The sequence below is a fragment of the Streptosporangium sp. DT93 genome, assembly GCF_049844535.1.
Classification (GTDB): domain Bacteria; phylum Actinomycetota; class Actinomycetes; order Streptosporangiales; family Streptosporangiaceae; genus Streptosporangium.
Genome location: NZ_JBNCLF010000008.1, coordinates 17379 through 39905 on the forward strand (window position 1 = coordinate 17379; position 22527 = coordinate 39905).

Below are 22527 nucleotides of genomic sequence, written 5' to 3' on the forward strand. Positions count from 1 at the left end.
GGGTGGACGCGGGACGCGGCGGCCGGGTGGACCGGCCGGGTGCATCGTATCCGGGTACCGGCACGTGATCGCGTACCGCCGTCCGGGTACGTCGCGTCCGGCCACCGGCACGAGGTCCGGGAGGACGCCGGGTGTGTCGTGTCCGGCCACCGGCACGAGGTCCGGGCGATCGGCCGGGTGTGTCGTGTCCGGCCGTCGCGACGACCGGCCCACGGAGGTTCATCCCGTGGAGAGGACACGTGGCCGGGGGCCCTCCCCCGGAGAGAGGGAGGGCCCGTGGCCGGTCAGGTGCCGGGGATCCTCTTCACCTTCGGGATGGGGGAGAAGACCAGCAGCAGGATCGGCAGGATGGCCCCGGCGACGACCGCGAACAGGATGGCCGTGCGCAGGCCCAGGGTCTCGCCGAGCAGGCCCGCGCCCAGGGCGCCCAGCGGCGCCGGGATCAGGCCGAGGGAGTAGATCGTGCCGATCACCCTGGCCTGCAGGTGCGGCGGCGTGATCGACTGGACCAGGGTCATGTTGCTGACGAAGAAGACCTGGTTGCTGGCCCAGACGACGAACTGCGACAGGCCGAGCATCCCGGCGGCCAGCCAGACCGGCCCGGACGCGAACGGCACCAGCAGCAGCGCGCAGTTGCCGACCACCGTGCTCCACAGCAGCGTCGGGCCGATCCCGATGCCGCGCATGGTCCTCACCGACATGGTGGCGCCGAGGATGGCGCCGACACCGCCGGTCGCCATCACGATGCCGATCCACTCCGCCGGGAGGTTGGGCCCGCCCCGCAGCAGGAACAGCACGTAGATCGACTGCATGGCGCCCATGACGAAGAACGAGTACAGCCCGCTGGCGATGGCCAGCGGCCGGATCATCGGCTGCTCCATGATCCACTTGAAGCCCGCCCAGATCGCCCGGTGCACGCTGCCGGCCGTCTCCTCGTCGGGTACGGGGGCGTCCTCGCGCTTGCGGATGAGCATGATGGCGATCGCGGAGAACAGGTACGTGAGCACGTCGATCATGATGAGCAGCGGCGCGGCCACCACCTTGAGCAGCGCCGAGGCGACACCCGGACCGGCCGTCTGCGCCAGCGACTCACTCAGCTGCAGCTTGCCGTTGCCCTCGCCGAGCTGGTGCATCGGGACGAGCAGCGGGAAGTAGGAGCGGTAGGCGACCTGGAACAGCACCGACAGCAGGCTCAGGAAGAACACGACCACGTACAGCACGCCGAGCGTGAGGGCGTCCAGCACGTACAGCAGCGGTATCAGGGCGAGCACCGCCGCGCGGCCCAGGTCCGACCAGATCAGCACCGGCCGCTTGCGCATCCGGTCGATGTAGACGCCGAACAGCAGGAAGCCCAGCATCGGCAGCCGGAGCAGCGCGCCGAGGATTCCCATCTCGGTCGCGCTCGCGCCCAGCGTGACGATGGCGATCAGCGGGATCACCAGGTAGGAGATCTGCGAGCCGAACTGGGAGAGGGTCTGGCCCGTCCACAGGCGCAGGAAGTCCTGGTTGCTCCAGAGGCTGCCACCGCCCCCGCCCTGGCCGGGGTGTTCCCCGTCCCCGGTGTCCCCGGTGTCCCCGGTGTCCCCGGTGTCCTTGGGGTTCACCGGCTCGCCGGGGCCCCCGGAGTCCCCGAGCGCGGCGGGGTCCGCCGGGCCGGCGGCCTCACCGGCGGGGCCGACGACACCCGCGGGCGCGGCCGGTCCCGCGGGCTCCCCGGGAGGGCCGGTGACGGTCGCGGCCGGTCCCGCCGTGTTTCCGGGAGGATCGGTGACGGTCTTTCCGGGAGGATCGGTGACGGCCGCGGCCGGACCGGTGGACGGGACGCCACCGGGGCTCTCGGCGCCGTCCGGGCGCCGGGGTGGTCCCGCGCTCCCGGCACCCTGGGTGCTCTCAGTGTCCGGTGACGCCATGGTCGATCCAACTCCTCAGCTTGGCGGCCGCCTCGGCGACCAGGGGTTCGAAAAGGATGACCACGCGCTCGCCGGGAATCGCCTCGATCGCGAGGTTCCCCTTGACCACGCCGCCCCAGCCCAGGTCGGGCCGGTCACCGGTAGGGGCGAACAGCGCCACGTCACCGTCGTACGGTTCGTGCCGGTAGCGGCCGACCGCGTGCGCGTTGGCCCGGAACACCGTCAGGAAGCGCCTGGCCTGCTCGACGTCGGCGGTGTCGGGGGCCAGCCGCTGCTCCCGGCTCGCGGCGGCGATGACGGCCAGCAGCATCTCCTCGGGGCCGAGCCCGGCGAACTCCGCGGAGTCGGTCTCCAGCGGCCCTCCGGCCAGCGCGTGGGTCATCAGCGAGGCGTCGTCCTCCAGCGAGCTGTTGATCACGGGCTCGTCGGCGTCGGAGTAGAACAGCACCAGCAGCGGGACGTCCTCGCCGAGCTCGCGCAGCCGCCGGGCCATCTCCATCGCGATGTTCCCGCCGATGCAGAAACCGCCCAGCACGTACGGGCCGTGCGGCCGGACGGCGCGCAGCCGCTCGACGTAGTCCTCGATCATGTCGGCCATGGTGGTGTGCGGTTCCTCGCCGGCGGCCAGGCCGGCGGCGGCGATCGCGTAGACGGGCTGGTCGGAGCCGAGCCTGCGGGCCATCGGCTGGTAGCGGAAGACCTGCCCGCCCAGGGCGTGCACCAGGACGATCGGTGTACGGTCGCCCTCGGCGTTGAGCGTCACCAGCCGCTGCTCGCTCAGGTCCTCCGGGCGGCGCAGGACGTCCGCCAGGCCCGCCACGGTCGGCGAGGCCAGCACGGTGGCGACCGGCAGGTCCCTGCCGAACTCCCGCCTGATCCGCACGGCCAGCCGCAGCGCCAGCAGCGAGTGCCCGCCCAGGTCGAAGAAGTCGTCGAACACCCCGACCATGGGGACGTCGAACAGCTCCTCCCAGATCGCCGCGACCCGTCCCTCGACCGGGTCCCTCGGCGGCACCCGGAAGGCGTCGCCGCCGGCCCGCTCCGGCGCGGGCAGAGCCTTGCGGTCCAGCTTGCCGTTGTGGGTGAGGGGGAGCGCGTCCAGCGTCACCCAGGCGGAGGGGATCATGTGCTCGGGCAGCCGGGAGCGCAGCCGTGCCCGCCAGTCGACGCCCCTGACGCTCCCGGCGTCTCCGGTGCTCCCGGCGCCATCGGTGTTCTCGGTGCCCTCGCCGCTTCCGGTGCTTACGGGGTTCTCGCCGTTCCCGGCCGTCTCGGTGGTCACCACGTAGCCGATCAGGCGGTCGCCCTCGACGACGACCGCCGCCGCCCGGACCTCGGGCTCGGACAGCAGCGCGGCCTCGATCTCGCCGGGTTCGACGCGCATGCCGCGGATCTTGGTCTGGGTGTCGAGGCGGCCCAGGTAGTCGAGTTCTCCGTCGGGCCGCCAGCGGGCGCGGTCCCCGGTGGCGTAGAGGCGGGAGCCGGGGGGTCCGTAGGGGTCGGGCAGGAAACGTTCGGCGGTCAGGGCGGGGCGGCCCAGGTAGCCGCGGGCCACCTGCACCCCGCCGATGAACAGCTGCCCGGGGGTGCCCACCGGAGCCCGCCCGAACCGGTCGTCGAGCACCTCCAGGCGGGTGTTGTCGACCGGGCGGCCGATCGGCACGCTCTGCTCGGCCGGATCACACACGTGCCAGGAGACGTCCACCGCGGCCTCGGTCGGGCCGTAGAGGTTGTGCAGCTCCACCCCGGGCAGCCGCTCGGCGAAGCGCCGCACCAGGTCGGCGGGGAGCGCCTCACCCGAGCACACCACCCGGCGCAGGCTTCCCGTACGGGCACCGCTCGCGCGGGTGGCGTCGGGGCCGTCGGGGCCGTCGGTGACGGATTCCTTCGCGATGTCCACGAGGAGCGCGGTCGCGGCGTCCTCGGGGGACTCGGGGGATTCAGGGAACGCGGGGGACGCGGCGGACTCGGCGGATGCGGGGGTGACGCCGGTCGCGTCGGTGCCGTCCGCGAGCAGGTCCGGTGTGTCGAGGAACGCGTCGAGCATGGACGGCACGAAGTGCGCCGTGGTGACCTGCTCGGTCTCGATGAGGTCGATGAGGTGACCGGGCTCGTAGTGCCCGCCGGGCCGCGCCACCACCAGGCCCGCGCCGGTGAGCAGCGGCCAGAACAGCTCCCAGACCGACACGTCGAACGACACCGGCGTCTTGTGCAGCACCCGGTCGGCCGCGGTGAGCCGGTAGGTCTCCTGCATCCAGCGCAGCCGGTTGACGATCGCGCGGTGCGAGACCCCGACGCCCTTGGGACGTCCGGTCGACCCGGACGTGAAGATCACGTACGCGAGCGAGTCCGGCAGGTCCTCCGCCACCGCGCCGACCAGGTCGACCGGTTCGGCGGGTACCCCGGGCACGGCGAGTCCGGCCGGGGGCAGGACGACGACGCGTACCCCCTCCGGCGCCTCGTCCGCCAGGTCGGCGGAGGTCAGCACCACCGAGGCGCCCGCGTCGTCGAGCATGCCGCGCATCCGTGCCGGGGGGTGGCCCGGCTCCAGCGGCAGGTAGGCGCCCCCGGCGGCGAGGACGCCCAGCAGGGCGGCCGGCAGGTCCGCGCTCCGTTCGAGCAGCACCCCCACCGGCTGGTCGTGCGACACCCCGGCGCGGTACAGCTCGGCGGAGATCGCCGAGGCGCGCCCGGCCAGCTCGCGATAGGTGGTCCAGGAGCCCTCGAAGGACACCGCCGGGGCGTCGGGGGTCAGCGCCGCCTGCGCGAGGAACAGGCCGTGCAGGGTGCCGCCCGCCGGGTGGGCGCGGCCGGTGGCGTTCCAGCGGTCGATCGTCTCGTCCTCGGCCGGGTCCGTCGCCGGTTCGCCGGTCAGCGCGCCGATCACCCGCCCGGCCAGCGACTCCATCTGCTCGCGCGGGAACTGCGAGGCGTCGTAGGACAGCGTGAGGGTCAGGCCGCCGCCGGGCAGGCGGACGAAGGCCACCGTGCACGGCATGTCGGTCTGCTCGAAGAACTCCTGCCCGGTGATCGCCACGCCGTCGCCGGACAGGCCCCCGTACACGTGGAAGTCCCGGAAGTCGAACAGCGTGTCCAGCAGCGGCGAGCGCCCGGCGGCCTGCTGGATCTCGAACAGCGGGTAGTGCCGGTACGGAACCGCCGCCACCTCCGCGTCGAACACCCGCCGGACCAGAGCGGCCCGGTCGCCCGCGTCGAGGTGGACGCGGAGCGGCAGCGTGTTGAGGAACAGCCCCAGCACCTCGCCGCCGCCCTCGGTCTCCGGGCGGCCGTGCCCGAGGACACCGGCCATCACCTCCCGCTCGCCGGTGACGTGACCCAGCGCCGTCAGGTAGGCGGCGAGCAGGGTGGTGCGCAGCGGGACCCGCAGCTCGCGGCTCCGCCGCTCCAGCTCCGCCACGGTCCCCTCCGGTACGGGCACGGCCACCACCTCGGCGGCACGCGGCCCCCCGGTGGGGAACCCGGGCAGGCGGGGCAGGCGGCTCTCCGGGGCGTCCTCGACGCGCTCGCGCCAGAACTCCCGCGCCTCGGCCGAGGCCGTCGCGGCCCGCTCGGCCGCGACCAGGTCCCGGAACAGGGCCCGGGGCAGATCCCGGGACGGATCCAGGGACGGCGCGGACCCGGCCTGTCCGGCATCCGTGCCGGTCGTGCCGTCCGTGCCGGTCGTGCCGTCCGTGCCGTCCGTGCCGTCCGTGCCGTCCGTGCCGTCCGTGCCGTCCGTGCCGTTCGAGCTTCGGGCGCCGTCCGGGCCGGGGGCGTTCGCGCCGTCGGCGGTGTAGCGGCCCAGCAGCTCGGTGACCAGCGCCGCGACGCTCCAGCCGTCCAGGATCGCGTGGTGGAAACTGAGGCTGAGCGCGAACTCCTCCTCGTCCAGCACGTGCGCGTACGCCCGCAGCAGCGGCGGCGACGACCAGTCGAACCCGTTGTGCTTCTCCACCTCGCGCCAGGCGGCCAGCCGCTCGCGCGGACCGTCGCCGGTGGCGCTCCCGCCCTCCGTCGCGGCGCCGTCGCGCAGGTCGACGACCTCCAGCGGGACGGTCACGTCGTCGTGCACGAGCTGCAGCGGCTCGCTGAACCCGGTCAGGTCGAACGAGGTGCGCAGCACCGGATGGCGGGCCGCGACCTCGGCCAGCGCCCGGGTCAGCGCGGGCACGCTCAGGGAGCCGCGCAGCGTGACGGTCATCAGGTCGTGGTAGGTGGGGCTGCCGGGTTCGAGTTCGCTGTGATACAGCATCCCCGCCTGCAGCGCCGCCAGCGGGTACGCGTCCTCGATCATCGTTCGCCCTTCCTGAGCTTGGCCAGATCCGCGGCGCTGAGCAGGCCGAACGCGCCTGTGGCGGCCTTCGGCTCCGGCTCGGCGACGGGCTTGGCGCCTGGTGTGTCCAGCACGGAGGCCAGCTCGGCCACGGTCTGGTGGGTGAACAGCCGCTGCAGGTCCAGCGTGTAGCCCCGGCGGCGCAGTCCCGCGACCACCGAGAGGCTGAGGATGGAGTCGCCGCCGACGGAGAAGAAACCGTCGTGACGGCCCACCCGCTCCAGGCCGAGCACGTCCCGCCACACCTCGGCGACGTCCTGCTCGGCGCCGGGACGCGGGGGCTCCCACGCCGCGACGCCGGAGTGCGCCGACGGCGACGGTGACGGCAGCGCCGCCCGGTCCAGTTTGCCGTTCGGCGTGAGCGGGAGGGCCTCCAGCTCGACCCAGAGGGCAGGGACCATGTGCTCGGGCAGCTCCTCGCGGAGCCGGTCCCTGAGCCGGTCGTGCAGCTCCGGGTCGGCGGCGAGCTCCCGGACGCCGCGCCGGTCGTGCGGTTCCAGGTCTCCTGCGGGTCCCTGGACGCCGTGCCGGTCGTGCGGCTCCGGGTCCCTCGCGGGCTCCCGGACCCGTCCGCCCTCGCCCGGCGCATCACCGGGGAGGGTTCCGGCGCCGGGGCGGCGCACGACGTAGCCGACCAGGCGGGCCCCGCCGGGGCCGTCCAGGGTCACGCCGACCGCCGCGGCGCCCAGCTCCGGGTGACGGGCGAGCGCGGCCTCGATCTCGCCGGGTTCGACGCGCATGCCGCGGATCTTGGTCTGGGTGTCGAGGCGGCCGAGGTAGTCGAGTTCCCCGTCGGGTCGCCGGCGGGCGCGGTCCCCGGTGGCGTAGAGGCGGGAGCCGGGGGGTCCGTAGGGGTCGGGCAGGAAGCGTTCTGCGGTCAGGGCGGGGCGGCCCAGGTAGCCGCGGGCCACCTGCACCCCGCCGATGAACAGCTCGCCCGGCATCCCGGCGGGCACCGGGCGCAGCGAGCCGTCCAGCACGTACAGGCGGGTGTTGGCCACCGGGCGGCCGATCGGCACGGTCGGCTCGCCCGGCACGTAGCGGTGCCAGGAGACGTCCACCGCGGCCTCGGTCGGGCCGTAGAGGTTGTGCAGCTCCACCCCGGGCAGCCGCTCGGTCAGCCGCTCCGCCGCCGCGGCGGTGAGCTCCTCACCGCTGCAGATCACCCGGCGCAGCGAACGGCACTCCTCGATCCGCTCCTCGGCGGTGAAGGCCGCGAGCATCGACGGGACGAAGTGCATCGTGGTGATCGCCCGCGCGATGACGAGGTCGCGCAGGTAGGCCGTGTCGCGCTGGCCGTCGGGGCGGGCGAGCACCAGGCGCGCACCGCTGATCAGCGGCCAGAAGAACTCCCACACCGACACGTCGAACCCGGCGGGGGTCTTCTGCAGCACCGCGTCACCGGCGTCCAGCCGGTAGGTCTCCTGCATCCAGCGCAGCCGGTTGACGATCGCGCGGTGCGAGACCCCGACGCCCTTGGGACGTCCGGTCGACCCGGACGTGAAGATCACGTACGCGAGCGAGTCCGGCCGCTCCCCGACCCGGTGACCCGTCTCCCCGGGATCGGCGAGGGTGTCGAGCTCCACGGCCCCGGCGTCGGCGAGCATGGCCGCGACGCGGCGGTCGGGCAGCCCGGGGTCGAGGGGCAGGTAGGCGGCCCCGGCCTTGAGCACGGCGAGCAGCCGCACCGGCAGGTCGAGGGAACGCTCCGCCCGTACGGCGAACACCTCGCCGCCGCCCGCGCGCAGGCGCGCGGCCAGTGCCTCGGCCCGGTCGTTCAGCTCGGCGTAGGTGAGGGTGTCGTCGCCGAAGATCACGGCCGGTGCGTCGGGCGTCCGCGCCACCTGCTCCTCGACGAGGCCGTGCAGCGTCTCCGGCGGCGGGTACGCGGTGCCGGTGGCGTTCCAGCCGGTCAGCACCAGCTCCCGCTCCGCGGGGGAGAGGAGGTCCAGCTCGCCGACCCGGGCCCGGGGGGCGGCGACGGCCGAACGCAGGAACGTCTCGAAGGACGCGGCCATGCGCTCGACGGTCGCGGGCAGGAACAGGTCGCGGTTGTAGACGAACCTCGCGGCGAGGCCGCCGCCGGTCTCCGAGACGTACAGCTCCAGGTCGAACCGGGTGGAGGTGGTGTCGGGCGCGAACGGCTCGGTGACCGTCGTGGCCGCCGTCCCCGTTCCCGCTCCGCCGGTCGTCCTGCTTCCCGCTTCTCCGGTCGTCGCATGGCCCGGTCCGCCGGCCGGTGCGACGACGGATCCCGCGGGGACCGTGCCGCCCAGATAGCTCTGCAGGGCGAAGAGCGCCTGCACCACGGGCGGCCGGGTGGCGTCCCTGGCCAGGTCCAGCTCGGCGACGAGCTTCTCGAACGGCAGCTCCTGGTGGGCGTAGACCTCCAGGGCGGCGTCACGGGTACGGCCGAGCAGGTCGGTGAACGTGGGGTCGCCCTCCAGGCGGGCGCGGAGCGGGAGCAGGTTCACGAACAACCCGACCACGTCCTCGAACTCGGCCCGGTCCCGTCCGGCCACCGGCGAGCCCACCGCGAAGTCACGCTGCCCCGACCAGCGGGAGAGCACGGCCTGGTAGGCGGCGAGCAGCACCATGTAGAGCGTGGCGCCGTTCTCCCGCCCCAGCTCACCGAGGTCCCCGGTGAGTCCCGCGTCCAGCCGCAGGTCGTGCCAGGCGCCCCGGTGTCCCTGCCGGGCCGGTCGTGGCCGGTCCAGGGGGAGCTCCAGCGGGGGCAGCGCGGCCAGCTCCCGCCGCCAGAACTCCAGGTGCCCCTCCAGGCGCTCCCCGGTCAGGCGGTCGCGCTGCCAGAGCGCGTAGTCGCCGTACCCGACGGACGGCTCCGCACGACCGGCGCGGTCGGTGAGCAGCTCGTCCAGCAGGAGTTCCGCCGACCATCCGTCGGCCACGATGTGGTGCACGGCGACCAGCAGCACGTGGTCGCCGGGGCCGATCCTGACGAGGGTCGCCCGCAGCGGCGGGGCGCCGGCGAGGTCGAAGGGGCGGGCCGCGTCGGCACTGACGATCCGCCGGGCCTCCACCTCCGCCGCTCTCGCCCTCGTCTCCGCTTCCGTCCCCGCCTCGGCCTCTGCCTTCGTCCCTGTGCCGGCTCCCGTCCCCGCCTCGGCCTTCGTGCCGGCTCCCGGCCCCGCGTCGACGACGCGGAGCGCGACCCGGGACGCGGGGTCGTCCGCGGCGACGATCCTCACCTCGGGCCGCCCGTCGGGGGCGGCGGGGAAACGCATCCGCAGGCTCTCGTGCCGGGCCACGGCCGCGTCCAGCCTCGCGGCCAGTGCCGCGAGGTCCAGCGGCCCGCGCAGGCGTGCCGCGGCGGGCAGGACGTAGGCGCCGGTCCCGGGGCTGAACTGCTCCATGAACCAGAGCCGTTCCTGCGCGAACGACAGCGGCGGCGCCGTGCCCTCCGGCCGCCGGACCGGGCCCGGACCCGCGCCGGTGCCGGGACCCGCCTGGGCCAGCTCGTCGAGCGCCTCGGCCAGCCGTCGTACGGACGAGTGGCTGAAGGCCAGCTTCAGCGGGACGTCCAGCCCGGTCGCGGCCGAGAGCCTGGCGATGGTCCTGGTCGCCAGCAGCGAGTGGCCGCCGAGCTGGAAGAAGTCGTCGAGCGCCCCGACCCGGTCCACTCCCAGCACCTCGGCCCAGACCGAGCAGACCAGCTCCTGGGTGGGGGTGCCCGGGGGCAGGTAGCCCTCGCCGGAGCGGTGTTCGGGGGCGGGGAGCGCGGCCTGGTCGACCTTCCCGCTCGGGGTGAGCGGGATGCGCGCCACCTCCACCACGGCGCTCGGCACCAGGTGCGGCGGCAGCTCGGCCGCCAGATGCCCGCGCAGGTCCACGTCGCCCGGCCGTGCCCCGGTGGACGCACCGGTCTCCCGGCCCTCCGCCACGACCTCACCGGGAGCGGACCCGTCCGGGAGCGGTCCGGTGGTGCCGGGATCCCTCGGTACGACGTAGGCGACGAGGCGGCGGTCGCCGGGGGTGTCCTCCCGGACCGTCACCGTCGCCCGCGCCACCCGGGGGTGGGCCAGCAGCCGGGCCTCGATCTCGCCGGGCTCCACACGGTAGCCGCGGATCTTCACCTGGCGGTCGAGGCGGCCGAGGATCTCCAGGCGGCCGTCCGGCCGGAACCGGGCACGGTCGCCGGTGCGGTAGAGCCGCGCCCCGGCCGGGCCGTGCGGGTCGGGGACGAAGCGCTCCGCCGTCAGCGCGGGCGAGCCCAGGTAGCCCCGGGCGAGGCCGTCGCCGCCGATGCAGAGCTCGCCGGGCACGCCGACGGGGACCCGCGCGCCGTACGCGTCCAGCACGTGCACGCGGGTGCCGGAGAGCGGGTGCCCCACGGTGGGCCGCCTGGACGCCTCGGCGGGGTCGAGCTCCCCGGCGGTGGCGATGATCGTCGTCTCGGTGGGCCCGTAGCTGTTGACCAGGGTGACGCGCTCGCCCTGCGCCTCGTACCAGGAGGCGAGGGCGGGTGCGTGCAGCGGGTCGGCGCCCAGGATCAGCAGGCGCAGCGCCGCGGGCCAGGTGATGCGGGCCGCGACCAGCTCCTGCCAGTACGAGGTGGGCAGGTCCATCACGGTCAGTGACGCGGCCTCGGGGGTGCGCAGGAAGTCGGGGAGCGGCTCGTCCGGGGCGAGCACGAGCTCCGCCCCGGAGGTGAGCGCGGGGTAGACCTCCTCGGCGTGCGTGTCGAAGCCCACCGAGGCGAACTGGAGGACCCGGTCGCCGGGCCCGACGCCGTACTCGGCGCGCATCCACGCCACCCGCGCGTCCAGCGCGCGCCGCTCGACCTGAACGCCCTTGGGACGGCCGGTCGACCCCGAGGTGTAGATCACGTACGCCAGGTTCGCCGCGCCGCCACGGACCGGAACCCGGCCGCCGCCGGCGGTGACCGCGTCGCCGGTGGGCGGGCCGTCGGCGACGCCCTCCAGCGGGATCACCGGCACCTCCCCGCCGGAGACGCCCGAGCTCCCGGAGGCGCCCGAGCCCTCGGAGACGCCCGAGGTCACGGAGGCGCCCGAGGTCACGGAGACGCCCGAGGTCACGGAGATCCCGGAGACGCCGTCCCGCGGGGACGATCCGGACGGCTCGTCCTGGGAGAGCAGCAGCGCGGCCCCGCTGTCGCGCAGCATCCAGCGCAGCCGCTCGGCCGGGTAGGCCGGGTCCAGGGGAAGGTAGGCGGCGCCCGCCTTGAGCACCGCGATCAGCGCCACGACCAGTTCGAGGCCGCGCCGGGCGCGTACGGCGACCACGGTCTCCGGTCCCGCCCCGGCGGCGGCCAGCCTCGCGGCCAGCCGTCCGGCGCGCTCGTCCAGCTCGGCGTAGCTCAGCCGCCGGTCGCCCTGGCCGACCGCGGGCGCGTCCGGCGCGAGCCTGACCCGCTCCTCGAACAGCTCGACCACCCCGGCGGTCCCGCCGGATGGCCGGGCTGCGGGCCCGGCCACCCCGGCGCCGGAGGCACCCGGAAGAACACCGTCCGGAAGAACACCGTCCGGAAGAACACCGCCAGGGAGAGCACCGGCGGAGGAGACGTCCCCCGGGGAGAGCAGGGCGGAGGGACGGGCGCCGGTGGACAGCGACGCCGTGACCGCCGGCAGCCGGTCCTCGGGCAGCAGCATCGCCGCGCGCAGCCGCGAGAGCGGGATGTCCGGGTCCGCGGCCACGGCCTCCAGGACGCGCTCGTAGCGGCGCAGCATCCGGGCCATCGTGTCCGGCTCGAACAGGTCGGCGTTGTAGGACAGCAGCGCGTACAGCGAGTCCGAGCGGGGCGTCACGTCCAGCATCAGGTCGAACTTGGCCTGCCGCGCGCCCGGGTCGAAGACGCCGGTCTCCAGGCCCGGGATGGTCAGCGCGGAGGCGTCCTTGTCCTGCATCACGAACATCGCCTGGAACAGCGGCGTGGTGCTCAGGTCCCGCTCCACGTGCAGCTCGTTCAGCAGCCGCTCGAAGGGGATGTCCTGGTGGGCGAAGGCGTCCAGCACCGTCGACCGGACCCGGCCGAGCAGCTCCCGGAACCCCGGGTCGCCCGACAGGTCGGCGCGCAGCGCGAGCGTGTTCGGGAAGAACCCGACGACGTGCTCCAGCTCGGGACGCTCACGCCCGGCGATGACCGATCCCACGCACACGTCGTCCTGCCCGGAGTGGGCGCCGAGCAGCGTCTGGAAGGCGGCCAGCAGCACCATGAACGGGGTGCACCGCTCGTCCCTGGCCAGCCGGTCCAGGTGGGCGGTCAGCTCGCGCCCGATGCGCCGCGCCGCGTAGTCGCCGTTGGACGAGCGCACCGGCGACCGGGGCCGGTCGGCGGGCACGTCCAGCACCGGCACCCCGGCCAGGCGCTCGCCCCAGTAGTCGAGCTGGCGGCGCACGCCCTCCTCGTCCAGGCGCTCGCGCTGCCAGGCGGCGTAGTCGGCGTACTCCAGCACCGGCTCCGGCAGGACGGCCTCGCGGCCCTCCAGGTGGGCGCCGTAGAGGGTCGCGAACTCGCCCAGCAGGATCTTCAGCGACCAGCCGTCGGCCACGATGTGGTGCAGCACCACGCACAGCACGTGGTCGTTCCGCGACAGGGTGATCAGGTGGACCCGCAGCAGCGGCCCGGCCGCCAGGTCGAACGGCCGGTTGGTGAGGTCGGCGACCAGCTCGGTCGCGCGGCTCTCCCGCTCGTCGGCCGGCAGGCCGGTGAGGTCGATCAGGTCGGGCTCGACCGGCTCGGGCGGCCCGATCTCCTGCACCGGGCTGCCCTCGCGCGCGGTGAAGCGGGCGCGCAGCGTGGCGTGCCGCTCCACCAGGCGGCCCAGCGCGTGCCGCAGGGCCTCGGTCGAGACCCGCCCGCGCAGCCGCTGCACCATGAACATGTTGTACGAGGCGTCGGCGGGGTCGAGCTGCTGCAGGAACCACAGCCGTTCCTGGCCGAAGGAGAGGGGCGCCGGGCCGTTCCCCGCGCGCCGGGGGATGCCCGGCGCGCGCTGCGGCGACGGCTGCCGTCGCATCCTCTCCTCCAGCGCGGCGCGCTGTTCCGGGCTGAGCCGGGCCAGCCTCGCCCTCAGGTCACTCATTCGCGGGATCCTCCAGCGACGCCAGCAGCGCCTCCATCTCCCCGTCGTCCCCGTCGAACTGCGACTCCAGGACGACCAGGGCGTGCTCGGCGACCGTGGTCGCCTCGAAACAGCGTCGCAGCGGCATCTCCACGCCGTAGGTCTCCCGGTAGCGGGTGACCAGCAGCACCGCCAGCAGCGAGTGGCCGCCGAGCTGGAAGAAGTCGTCGTCGACGCCGATCCGCTCGCGGCCCAGCAGCTCGCCCCACAGGGCGCTCAGCTCGGTCTCCAGCGGGGTGCGCGGCTCGGCGTAGGGGGTGCCGAGGTCGGCGCGTCCCGAACCGGTCGGCGCGGGCAGCGCCTTGCGGTCGAGCTTGCCGCTCGGCCCGAGCGGGACGTGGTCGATCGCGACGAACGCCTGCGGGATGAGCGCGGCGGGCAGCTTCCTGGCCAGGGCCCTGCGCATCTCGGCGGTGAGCGCCGCCGCGTCCCCGGACCAGTCGACGTAGCCGACCAGGCCGCGTCCGCCGGGGGCGTCGTCGCGCAGCGCCACGATCGCCCTGCGCACCTTCGGGTGCTCGGCGATCACGGACTCGATCTCGCCGAGCTCGACCCGCCAGCCGTGCACCTTCACCTGGTCGTCCAGCCGCCCGAGGAACTCCAGGTTCCCGTCGGCGCGGACCCGCGCCAGGTCACCGGTCGCGTACAGCCGCGAGCCGGGCTCCCCGTACGGGTCGGGGACGAACCGCTCGGCGGTCAGCGCCGGGCGCCCGGCGTAGCCGCGCGCCACCTGGACGCCGCCGATGTGCAGGTGCCCGGGGACGCCGACCGGCAGCGGCCGGAGCGCCTCGTCCAGCACGTGCAGCCGGTTGCCCGGCATGGGCGGGCCGATGGGCAGCGTGTGCAGCTCCCGCAGCGCGTCCGCGCTCTCGCCGCTCTCGCCCGGCACCTGCCAGGCGGTCACGTCGACCGCCGCCTCGGTCGGCCCGTACAGGTTGTGCAGCTCCACGCCGGGCAGCCGCTCCAGGAACCGGGCGGCGACCCGGGGCGGCAGCTCCTCGCCGCTGCAGATGACCCGCTTGAGCGACCGGCACGACTCGATGCCGGTCTCCTCAAGGAACAGCGCCAGCATCGAGGGCACGAAGTGCACGGTGCTCACCGCGTGCGCCTTGATCAGGTCGCGCTGGTGGGTGGGGTCGCGGTGCCCGCCCGGCCGGACCGGTACCAGGGACGCGCCGGTCACCAGCGGCCAGAAGAACTCCCAGACCGACACGTCGAAGCTCGTCGGGGTCTTCTGCAGGACCGTCTCTGCCGGGGTGAGGCCGAACCGGCGCTGCATCCAGGCGAGCCGGTTGACGATGCCCCGGTGGGTGTTGACGACCCCCTTGGGGCGGCCGGTCGAACCCGAGGTGTAGATCGTGTACGCGGCGTCGTCCGGCCCGGTGACCGGGGGCGGCGAGCCCGCGGGCTGCGGCCCCCAGGACTCGGGCGCGTCCAGCAGCACCGGCTTGACGGCGCCCTCGGGCAGCAGCTCGCGCAGGTGGCGCTGGGTCAGCATCACCCGGGCGCCGCTGTCGGCCAGCATGAACGCCAGCCGCGACGGCGGGTACTCCGGGTCGAGCGGCACGTAGGCGCCGCCCGCCTTGAGCACCGCGAGCAGCGCCACGACCAGCTCGGCCGAGCGCTCGGCGCAGACCGCGACCGGGCTGCCCCGGTGGACGCCGATCCTGCGCAGCCAGTGCGCCAGCGCCCCGGCGCGCTCGTCGAGCTCCGCGTACGTCAGCGTGACGTCGCCCGCGACCACGGCCGGGGCGTCCGGGGTCCTGGCCGTCTGCGCCTCGATCAGTGAGGTCAGCGTGACCTCCCCGTCCGGGACCCCGCCGTCACCGGCGCCGCGCAGGTCCCGCAGGTCCTCCAGGTCCCCGGCCGTGCCGAGCGCCAGGACGTGCTCGCTTTCGGCCGGGGTCAGCAGCGGCAGCGCGGAGATCGGCGTGCCGGGGCCGGCGATCGCGGCCTCGACCAGCGTCTCCAGGCTCGCCGCGAACCGCTCCATGGTGGGCCGGTCGAACAGGTCCGTGCTGTACTCCAGGCGCAGGTGCAGCCGCCCGTCGCGCATGTTGATGTCGAGCTGCACGTCGACCTTGGCGGTCCCGTTGGCGATCTGGCCCTCGTTGGTGTCGACGGCCAGGTTGAACATCACCTGGTAGATCGGCGGCACGCTCAGGTCCCTGGACGGCTGGAGCGCCTCCACCAGCCGCTCGAACGGCAGCTCCTGGTGGTCCAGGGCCTCGGCGACGGTGTTGCGCACCCGTCCCACGGCCTCGGCGAACGTCGGGTCGCCCGACAGGTCCGAGCGCAACGCCACCGCGTTGACGAACATGCCGATGACCGGCTCGGTCTCCGGCAGCAGCCGTCCCGCGATGGGGGTGCCCACCACCACGTCGTACTGCCCCGACCAGCGGGCCAGCACGGTCGTGAACGCGGTGAGCATGACGGTGAACAGCGTCGAGTTCAGGTCCTTGGCCAGCCGCTGCACGCCCGCCGAGGTCTCCGGGGAGAACGCGGCCAGGTGCATCTCGCCCCGGAAGCTGCGGCTGCGCGGGCGCGGCCGGTCGGCGGGCAGCGCCAGGTCGGACGGGATGCCGGCCAGCCGCTCCCGCCAGTGCGCCAGCTCCTGCTCGACGAAATCGCCGGTCAGCCGGCCCCGCTGCCAGACGGCGAAGTCGGCGAACTGGATGGGCACCTCGCCCAGCTTGGGCTCGCGGCCCTCGCCGAGCGCGTCGTAGCACTCCTCCAGCTCGTTGACGAAGATGTGGCTGGAGACGCCGTCGAACACGGTGTGGTCGAACACGCAGACCAGCCGCAGGTCGTTCTCGCCCATCCGCACGTGCCGCAGCCGCCACAGCGGCGCCTGGTCCAGCACGAACGGCGCGACGCCGTCGCTCTTGGCCAGCCGGGCGAGCTCGGCCTGGCGCTCGTCCGGCGGCAGGTGCGTCAGGTCGGTCTCGGTGAGCCGCACCGGCGGCACCGTGCCGTCGACGATCTGCATCACCTGGCCGTCACGGAACTCGAAGACCGTGCGCAGCACCTCGTGGCGGCGTACCACCAGGGCGATGGCCGCCTCCAGGCGGCGCGGGTCGACCGGCTGGCGCGCGGTCATCGGGATGACCATGCCGATGTTGTAGACGGCGAGTTCCGGCTCGAAGCGGGCCAGGAACCACATCCGCTCCTGCCCGGAGGAGGACGGGAAGACGTCCTCCACCTGTTCGGTGGTCATCCCGCGCCCCCGGCCTGCATCGCCTCGCGCAGGCTGCGCGGGCGCATGTCGGTCCACACGCGCTCGATGTGGGCCAGGCACTCGTCCCTGGTGCCGGTGAAGCCCTCGTCGTGCCAGCCGGCCGGGTTCTCCCGGTTCGCGGGCCAGACGGAGTACTGCTCCTCGTCGTTGAGGACGACCTTGGTGTCGGGAAGGGAATCGGTCACTGCTGCTCACTCCTGCGGGGGAGGCGGGGGATGGAGGTCGGGCCGGCGGCCGGGGTGGCGCTCTCCGCCGGTGCGGCGGCGCGCGCCTGCTCGATCAGCGAGGTGACCCCGGCCACCGTGGGCTCCTCGAAGAGGCTGCGCATCGGCAGCCGCACGCCCAGCTCCTTGCGGATGAGGGCGATGAGCTGCACGGCGATCAGCGAGTTGCCGCCGAGCTCGAAGAAGTCGTCGTCGACGCCGATGCGCTCGCCGCCGAGCACCTCGCTCCACAGCCGGGCGATGGCGGTCTCGACGTCGCCGCGCGGCGCGACGTAGTCGTCGTCGGCGTGGCCGGGACGGGAGGGGCGGTCGGACACGGCGGCCGGGTCCAGCTCCGTCTCCACCGTCTCCTGGGTGACCGACCCGACGCCCGACAGGTAGTCGGCCACCGGCGTCGCGGCGATCACCACCTGCGCGCCCAGAGGCGTGGCCAGCAGCCGGTGGAACGCCTCGGCGCCCTCGGCCGGGCGGATGCCGACCGCGTCGGGGCCACCGGCGACCGTCGCGACCGTACCGCCCTGATCGGCGGCGGCGACCACGCCGGCCTGCTGGGAGTCGGCGTTGGCCGTCACCCCGGCCACCACCGCCTCGGTGTTGATGCGCCGCAGCACGTAGTCGGAGATCTCGACCACGATCGCGCCCTCGTCGTCGATGAGCGTCACGTCGACCGCCAGCACCTCGTCGGTGCCGCTGTCACGGAAGCGCATGTGGCTCCAGAACGTGCCGGGCAGCCGGTCGACGACGGTGATGCGGCCGTAGCCGAGCGGCAGGTAGTGGCCGACGACGTCGATCCAGGTGAAGGAGGTCGCGCTGTCCAGCAGCGCCGGGTGCAGGCCCCAGCCGGCCAGGTCCTCCGAGAGCTCCGCGGGCAGCTCGAACCGCCCCAGGGCCTCGTTCTGGCCGATGTACCACTCGGTCATGTGACCCCAGTGGGGGCCGAGCGTGAGCAGTCCCGACAGCGGCACGCCGCCCTGCTCCTCGGTGGCCGGGGTGCAGCGCTCGATGATCGCCGCCACGTCCGCCTGCCGGCCCGAGGGGGAGTCGACCTTGGCGGCGGTGCCGCGCGCGTGGGTGCGCTCGCTGCCGCCGATGACGCTCTGCACCTGGAACTCCGCGCCGTCGGCCTCGGGGGTGAACATCACCCGCACCTCGGCGAAGGCGCCGTCGGCCACCGAGAGCGGCTCGACGAACACCACGTCGCGCAGCTCGACCGCGCCCGTGCCGGGCAGCCCGACCTCACCGGCGCTGCGCGCCAGCTCCAGGTGGCCCGTGCCGGGCAGCACCGGCACGCCGGAGATGCGGTGACCCTCCAGCGCCCAGTGCGTGTCGGGCGACAGGCCGCCGCCGGCCCAGCCGAGCCCCTCGCCGTCGGCCTCGTGCCAGGCCGACAGCACCGGGTGGTCGATGGCCCTGATCCGGTCGCCGCGCTGCAGCGCCACGAACCCGGCGGGGGCGGTGACCTCCGCCGCCATGCCGACCTCCAGCCACTTGCCCCAGTTGGCCGAGACGACGGTGGCCGCGCGCCAGCCGTGCTCACCCCTGGCGTGCGCGTCGAGGAAGTTGTTGGCCGCGCAGTAGTCGACCTGGCCGAAGCCGCCCGCCACCGCGGTGATCGACGAGCAGAGCACCACGGCCTGCAGGTCGAGGTCGCCGAAGGCGTCGCGCAGCGCGAGCGTGCCGGCCACCTTGGGCGCCAGCACCTGCTCGGCGGCGGCCCGCTCCTTGATCTCGGCCATGCCACCGCCGGGCAGCCCGGCCGCGTGCACGATCACGTCCACCCGGCCGAACGCGGCCAGCGTCTCGTCCCTGACCCGGCGCATGTCGCCGGCGGAGGTGACGTCGGCGGCCAGCACCAGCACCTCGGCCCCGGCCTGCTCCATCCTGCGGATCGCGGCGATCGCCCGGCCCTGGCGGCCGGCCGGGTGCCCGTCCCACGCCGTCCGCTCCGGCAGCCCGCTCCGCGAGAGCAGCACCAGCCGCACCCGGGCGCGCGCCGCAAGGTCCTCGGCGAGGGAGACGCCGATGCCGCCCAGGCCACCGGTGATCACGTAGACCTGCCCGTCCACCGGGCCGGCGTTCCCGGCGACCGCCAGGGCCGTCTCGTCCTGGCCGGGACCGGCGTGGCCCGCCTCGGCCGGCACCGTCCCGTCCGGGGACGCCTCACCGGCCGCGGCGGTCTCGACCGCGGGCACCTCCAGCTGCTCGTAGTGCTGCGACCAGCGGCGGCCGCCCCGGATGCTGACCGTGGTCAGCAGCCCGGCCTCGTCGGTCTCGGGCCTGCGGCCCAGCTCGGCCGCGGCGTGCCTGACCCAGTCGCGGGCCTCCACGTCGATGTGACGCACCCGCAGCCACGGGGTCTCCAGCGGCACCACGCGGGGGAAACCGGCCAGCGTCGCGTGCTCGGGGCGGATCAGGTCGCCGCCGACGACGTCCTGCGCGCCCGAGGTGAGCAGCGAAAGCTCCACCCCGTCGGCGGGCTGCACGGCGGTCAGCGCCTGCACCAGCGCCAGCACGCTGAAGAAGCCCGCGTCCTGCGCCTTCCAGGTCTCGTCGACCCCGGCGGCGGGCTCGGCCGAGACCGTCCAGGCGTGGACCACCCGGCCGGGCACCTCGCCGACGGCCGCCAGCAGCGCGTCGTAGTCGGCGCGCTCGGCCGGGCGCACGGTGTAGCCGTCACCCGAGGAGGCGAACTCCGTCCCCGGCCTGACCGCGACCACCTCGGCGCCTCCCGCGCGCAGCGCGTCCACCAGGCCCGAGGAGCCCTCGTCGGCGAAGACCAGCGCGCGGGTGACCGGCGACAGCGGCGCCGGGCCGGGCGGGGTCTGCCGCCAGACGGGCACGCTGAACCAGCGGTCCAGCGGCAGGTCCTCCTCGACCGGCGCGCGGTTGGCCACGCCGCCGACGAACGCGCCGTGCGGGTCGGGGTCGATCCAGGCGCGCTGACGCTCCCACGGGTAGGTGGGCAGCGAGATCCGCCGCCCCTCCTCGCCGAACGCCTCCAGCGCGACGCCGTGCGCCCACAGCGTGCCGACGGCCGCCGACAGCACCCGCACGTCGCCGCCGTCGTCCTTGGGGCCGGGCAGCGAGGGCAGCGGCGCGACCGCGCCCGGCGGGTTCTGCGCCCGCGCGAGCCCGGAGAGCTGCCTGCCGGGACCGCACTCGATCATGATCCAGTCGCCGTCGGCGAGCAGGGTCGCCACGCAGTCGCCGAACAGCACCGGCTCGCGCATGTGCCGCGCCCAGTACGACGGGTCCGTCGCCTCGGCCGCGGTGATCCAGGTGCCGGTCACGTTCGACAGGAACGGCAGGCTCGGCGCCGACCGCTCGACACCGGCGACCAGCTCACGGAACTCGCCCAGGATCGGGTCCATCATCTCGGAGTGGAAGGCGTGCGAGGTGCGCAGCTCCATCCGGCCGATGCCCTCCTCCTCCAGCAGGGCGGCGAACTCGGCGATGGTCTCCGGCGGGCCGGCCACCACGCAGGTGCCCGGGCCGTTGACGGTCGCCACCGACACGCCGTCGGGCAGCAGCGGCCCGATCTCGTCCGGCGCGAGCTGCACGGCGAGCATCGCCCCGGCGGGCATGCTCTGCACCAGGCGGCCCCGGGCCGCGACCAGCCGCAGGGCGTCGGGCAGGGTGAACACCCCGGCCACGGTCGCCGCGACGTACTCGCCGATGCTGTGGCCGATCATGCCCGCGGGCTCGGCGCCCAGCGAGCGCCAGAGCGTGGCCAGCGCGTACTCCACGGTGAACAGGGCCGGCTGGGTCAGCGAGGTCTGCCGCAGCCGCTCGTCGGCCTCCTCGCCGCGGGCGAAGATCAGGTCGCGCAGGTCCTCGCCCAGCTCGGCCCGCAGGATCTCGGCGCACTCGTCGACCGCGTCCCTGAAGACCGGCTCGGTGCGGTACAGCTCGGCGCCCATGCCCGCGTACTGCGAGCCCTGGCCGGAGAACAGGAACGCCGGCCTGGGGGTGCGCCGGGAGGTGGCGCCGGCGATGAGCCGCTTGGGGTCGCGCAGCGCGGCGACGGCGTCGGCGACGCCGGTGGCCACCACCGCGGTCCTGCGCGCCAGCTCCCTGCGCCCCACCCGCAGGGTGTGGGCGACGTCGGCGAGGTCGGCCTCGGGGTTGGCCTCCAGGTGCGCGGCCAGCCGCTCGGCGGCGGCGGCCAGCGCCGAGTCGGTCCTGGCCGACAGGCGCAGCAGGTGCGCCGGGCGCGGGTCGCGCTCCTCGCGGGCCGCGCGGGGCGCCTCCTCCAGCACGATGTGCGCGTTGGTGCCGCCGATGCCGAACGAGCTGACGCCCGCCCGCCGCGGGAAGCCGTTCGGCTCCCACTTGGTCGGCGACGCCGCCACGTAGAACGGGCTCTGCGTGAAGTCGATCTTGGGGTTGGGGCTCTCGTAGTGCAGCGTGGGCGGGATCAGCCCGTGCTCCAGGGCCAGCACGGCCTTGATGATGCTGGCGATGCCCGCCGACTGGCCCAGGTGGCCGATGTTGCTCTTGACCGAGCCGATGCCGCACCACTGGGTGTCGTCGGTGTCCTGGCGGAACACGCTGCTCAGCGCCGCGACCTCGATCGGGTCGCCCAGCGCGGTGCCGGTGCCGTGCGCCTCGACGTAGGTGATGGTGCGCGGGTCGACGCCGCCGACGCCGAGCGCCTGGGCGATGACCGCGGCCTGGCCGTCCATGCTGGGGGCGGAGAAGCCCACCTTGCTGGCGCCGTCGTTGTTGATCGCGTTGCCCAGGATGACGGCCCGGACGTTGTCGCCGTCCTCGATCGCCTCCGACAGGCGCTTCATCACGATCACGCCGCCGCCGCTGCCCCAGATCGTGCCGGCGGCCTTGGCGTCGAAGGCGCGGCAGTGGCCGTCGGGGGAGACGATGCCGTCCTCGTCGTAGACGTAGCCCTGGCCCTGCGGCAGGTCCAGCATGGCGCTGCCGGCCAGGGCCATGTCGCACTCGCCGTTGCGCAGTGCCTCGGCCGCGACGTGGATCGCGACCAGCGACGTCGAGCACGCCGTGTGCAGCGTGTAACTGGGACCGCGCAGGTCCAGCTTGTACGACGACAGGGTCGCACAGTAGTCGACGTGGTTGCCGACCATGACGGCCAGCCAGCCCGCGTTGGCGTGGGCCTGCGCGTTGCTCCTGATGTTGATCCACTGGTAGAAGTCCGAGCCGGAACCGGCGTAGACGCCGATCTCGCCCGGGTACCGGAAGGAGTCGTAGCCGGCGTCCTCCAGGGCGGTGTGCGACAGTTCGAGGAAGAGCCGGTGCTGCGGGTCCCGGATCTCCGCCTCCCTGATCGACATGCCGAAGAACCCGGCGTCGAACCCCTGGTGGTCGTCGAGCATCATCGCGGACGGCACGAAGTCCGGGTCGTCGAGGATGTGGTCGGGCACGCCGAGCGCGCGCTGCTCCTCGCGGGTGAAGTGGGTCAGTGACTCGACTCCGTCGGAGAGGTTGCGCCAGAACTGCCTGGCGTCCCCGGCTCCCGGCACGCGGCACGAGAGGCCGATGATCGCGATCGGTTCGACGGTGGGCTCCTCGGCCATGCGGGGGTCCCTTTCTTCCTTGCTGGGCGCGGTCGGCGCCGGTGCGGGGGTTCGAGCGGTATGGGACGCCGTGAGCGCGGTGTGGGTCGTGTGCGTCGCGGACGTCGTGGTCCGGGGCTCCGGGCCGATGGGTCGTCGGCCCGGATCCGGCTTCGTGTGCGGCAGTGGTT

Annotated in this window: 6 protein-coding genes; all 6 read right to left on the minus strand. The window is 74.5% G+C overall.

The genetic code is table 11. The features are described 5' to 3' along the window. Positions 1-284: 284 nt before the first annotated feature. From ACLQ2R_RS18830 to ACLQ2R_RS18855, 6 genes are read right to left on the minus strand one after another with little or no spacing between them, the layout of a single operon-like run. The gene (locus tag ACLQ2R_RS18830; protein WP_425961184.1) at positions 285-1910 is read right to left on the minus strand and encodes an MFS transporter; all 1626 of its coding nucleotides are present in this window, start codon (positions 1908-1910) and stop codon (positions 285-287) included. Continuing rightward, positions 1891-6204, minus strand: coding sequence for an AMP-binding protein (locus ACLQ2R_RS18835; RefSeq protein WP_425961185.1), 4314 nt, complete (start codon positions 6202-6204; stop codon positions 1891-1893). The genes ACLQ2R_RS18830 and ACLQ2R_RS18835 overlap by 20 nt, the downstream gene beginning before the upstream one ends. After that, a complete protein-coding gene (locus ACLQ2R_RS18840) occupies positions 6201-13307 on the minus strand; it encodes an amino acid adenylation domain-containing protein (protein ID WP_425961186.1) in 7107 nt (2368 codons plus the stop codon). Before ACLQ2R_RS18840 ends, ACLQ2R_RS18835 begins: the two co-directional genes overlap by 4 nt. After that, complete coding sequence (locus ACLQ2R_RS18845) at positions 13300-16563, minus strand: non-ribosomal peptide synthetase (RefSeq protein WP_425961188.1); 3264 nt, start codon at positions 16561-16563, stop codon at positions 13300-13302. Before ACLQ2R_RS18845 ends, ACLQ2R_RS18840 begins: the two co-directional genes overlap by 8 nt. Beyond that, a complete protein-coding gene (locus ACLQ2R_RS18850) occupies positions 16560-16769 on the minus strand; it encodes an MbtH family protein (protein WP_425961190.1) in 210 nt (69 codons plus the stop codon). Before ACLQ2R_RS18850 ends, ACLQ2R_RS18845 begins: the two co-directional genes overlap by 4 nt. Further along, positions 16766-22357, minus strand: a complete 5592-nt coding sequence (locus ACLQ2R_RS18855; RefSeq protein ID WP_425961191.1) for an SDR family NAD(P)-dependent oxidoreductase — start codon at positions 22355-22357, stop codon at positions 16766-16768. Before ACLQ2R_RS18855 ends, ACLQ2R_RS18850 begins: the two co-directional genes overlap by 4 nt. Positions 22358-22527: the final 170 nt, after the last annotated feature.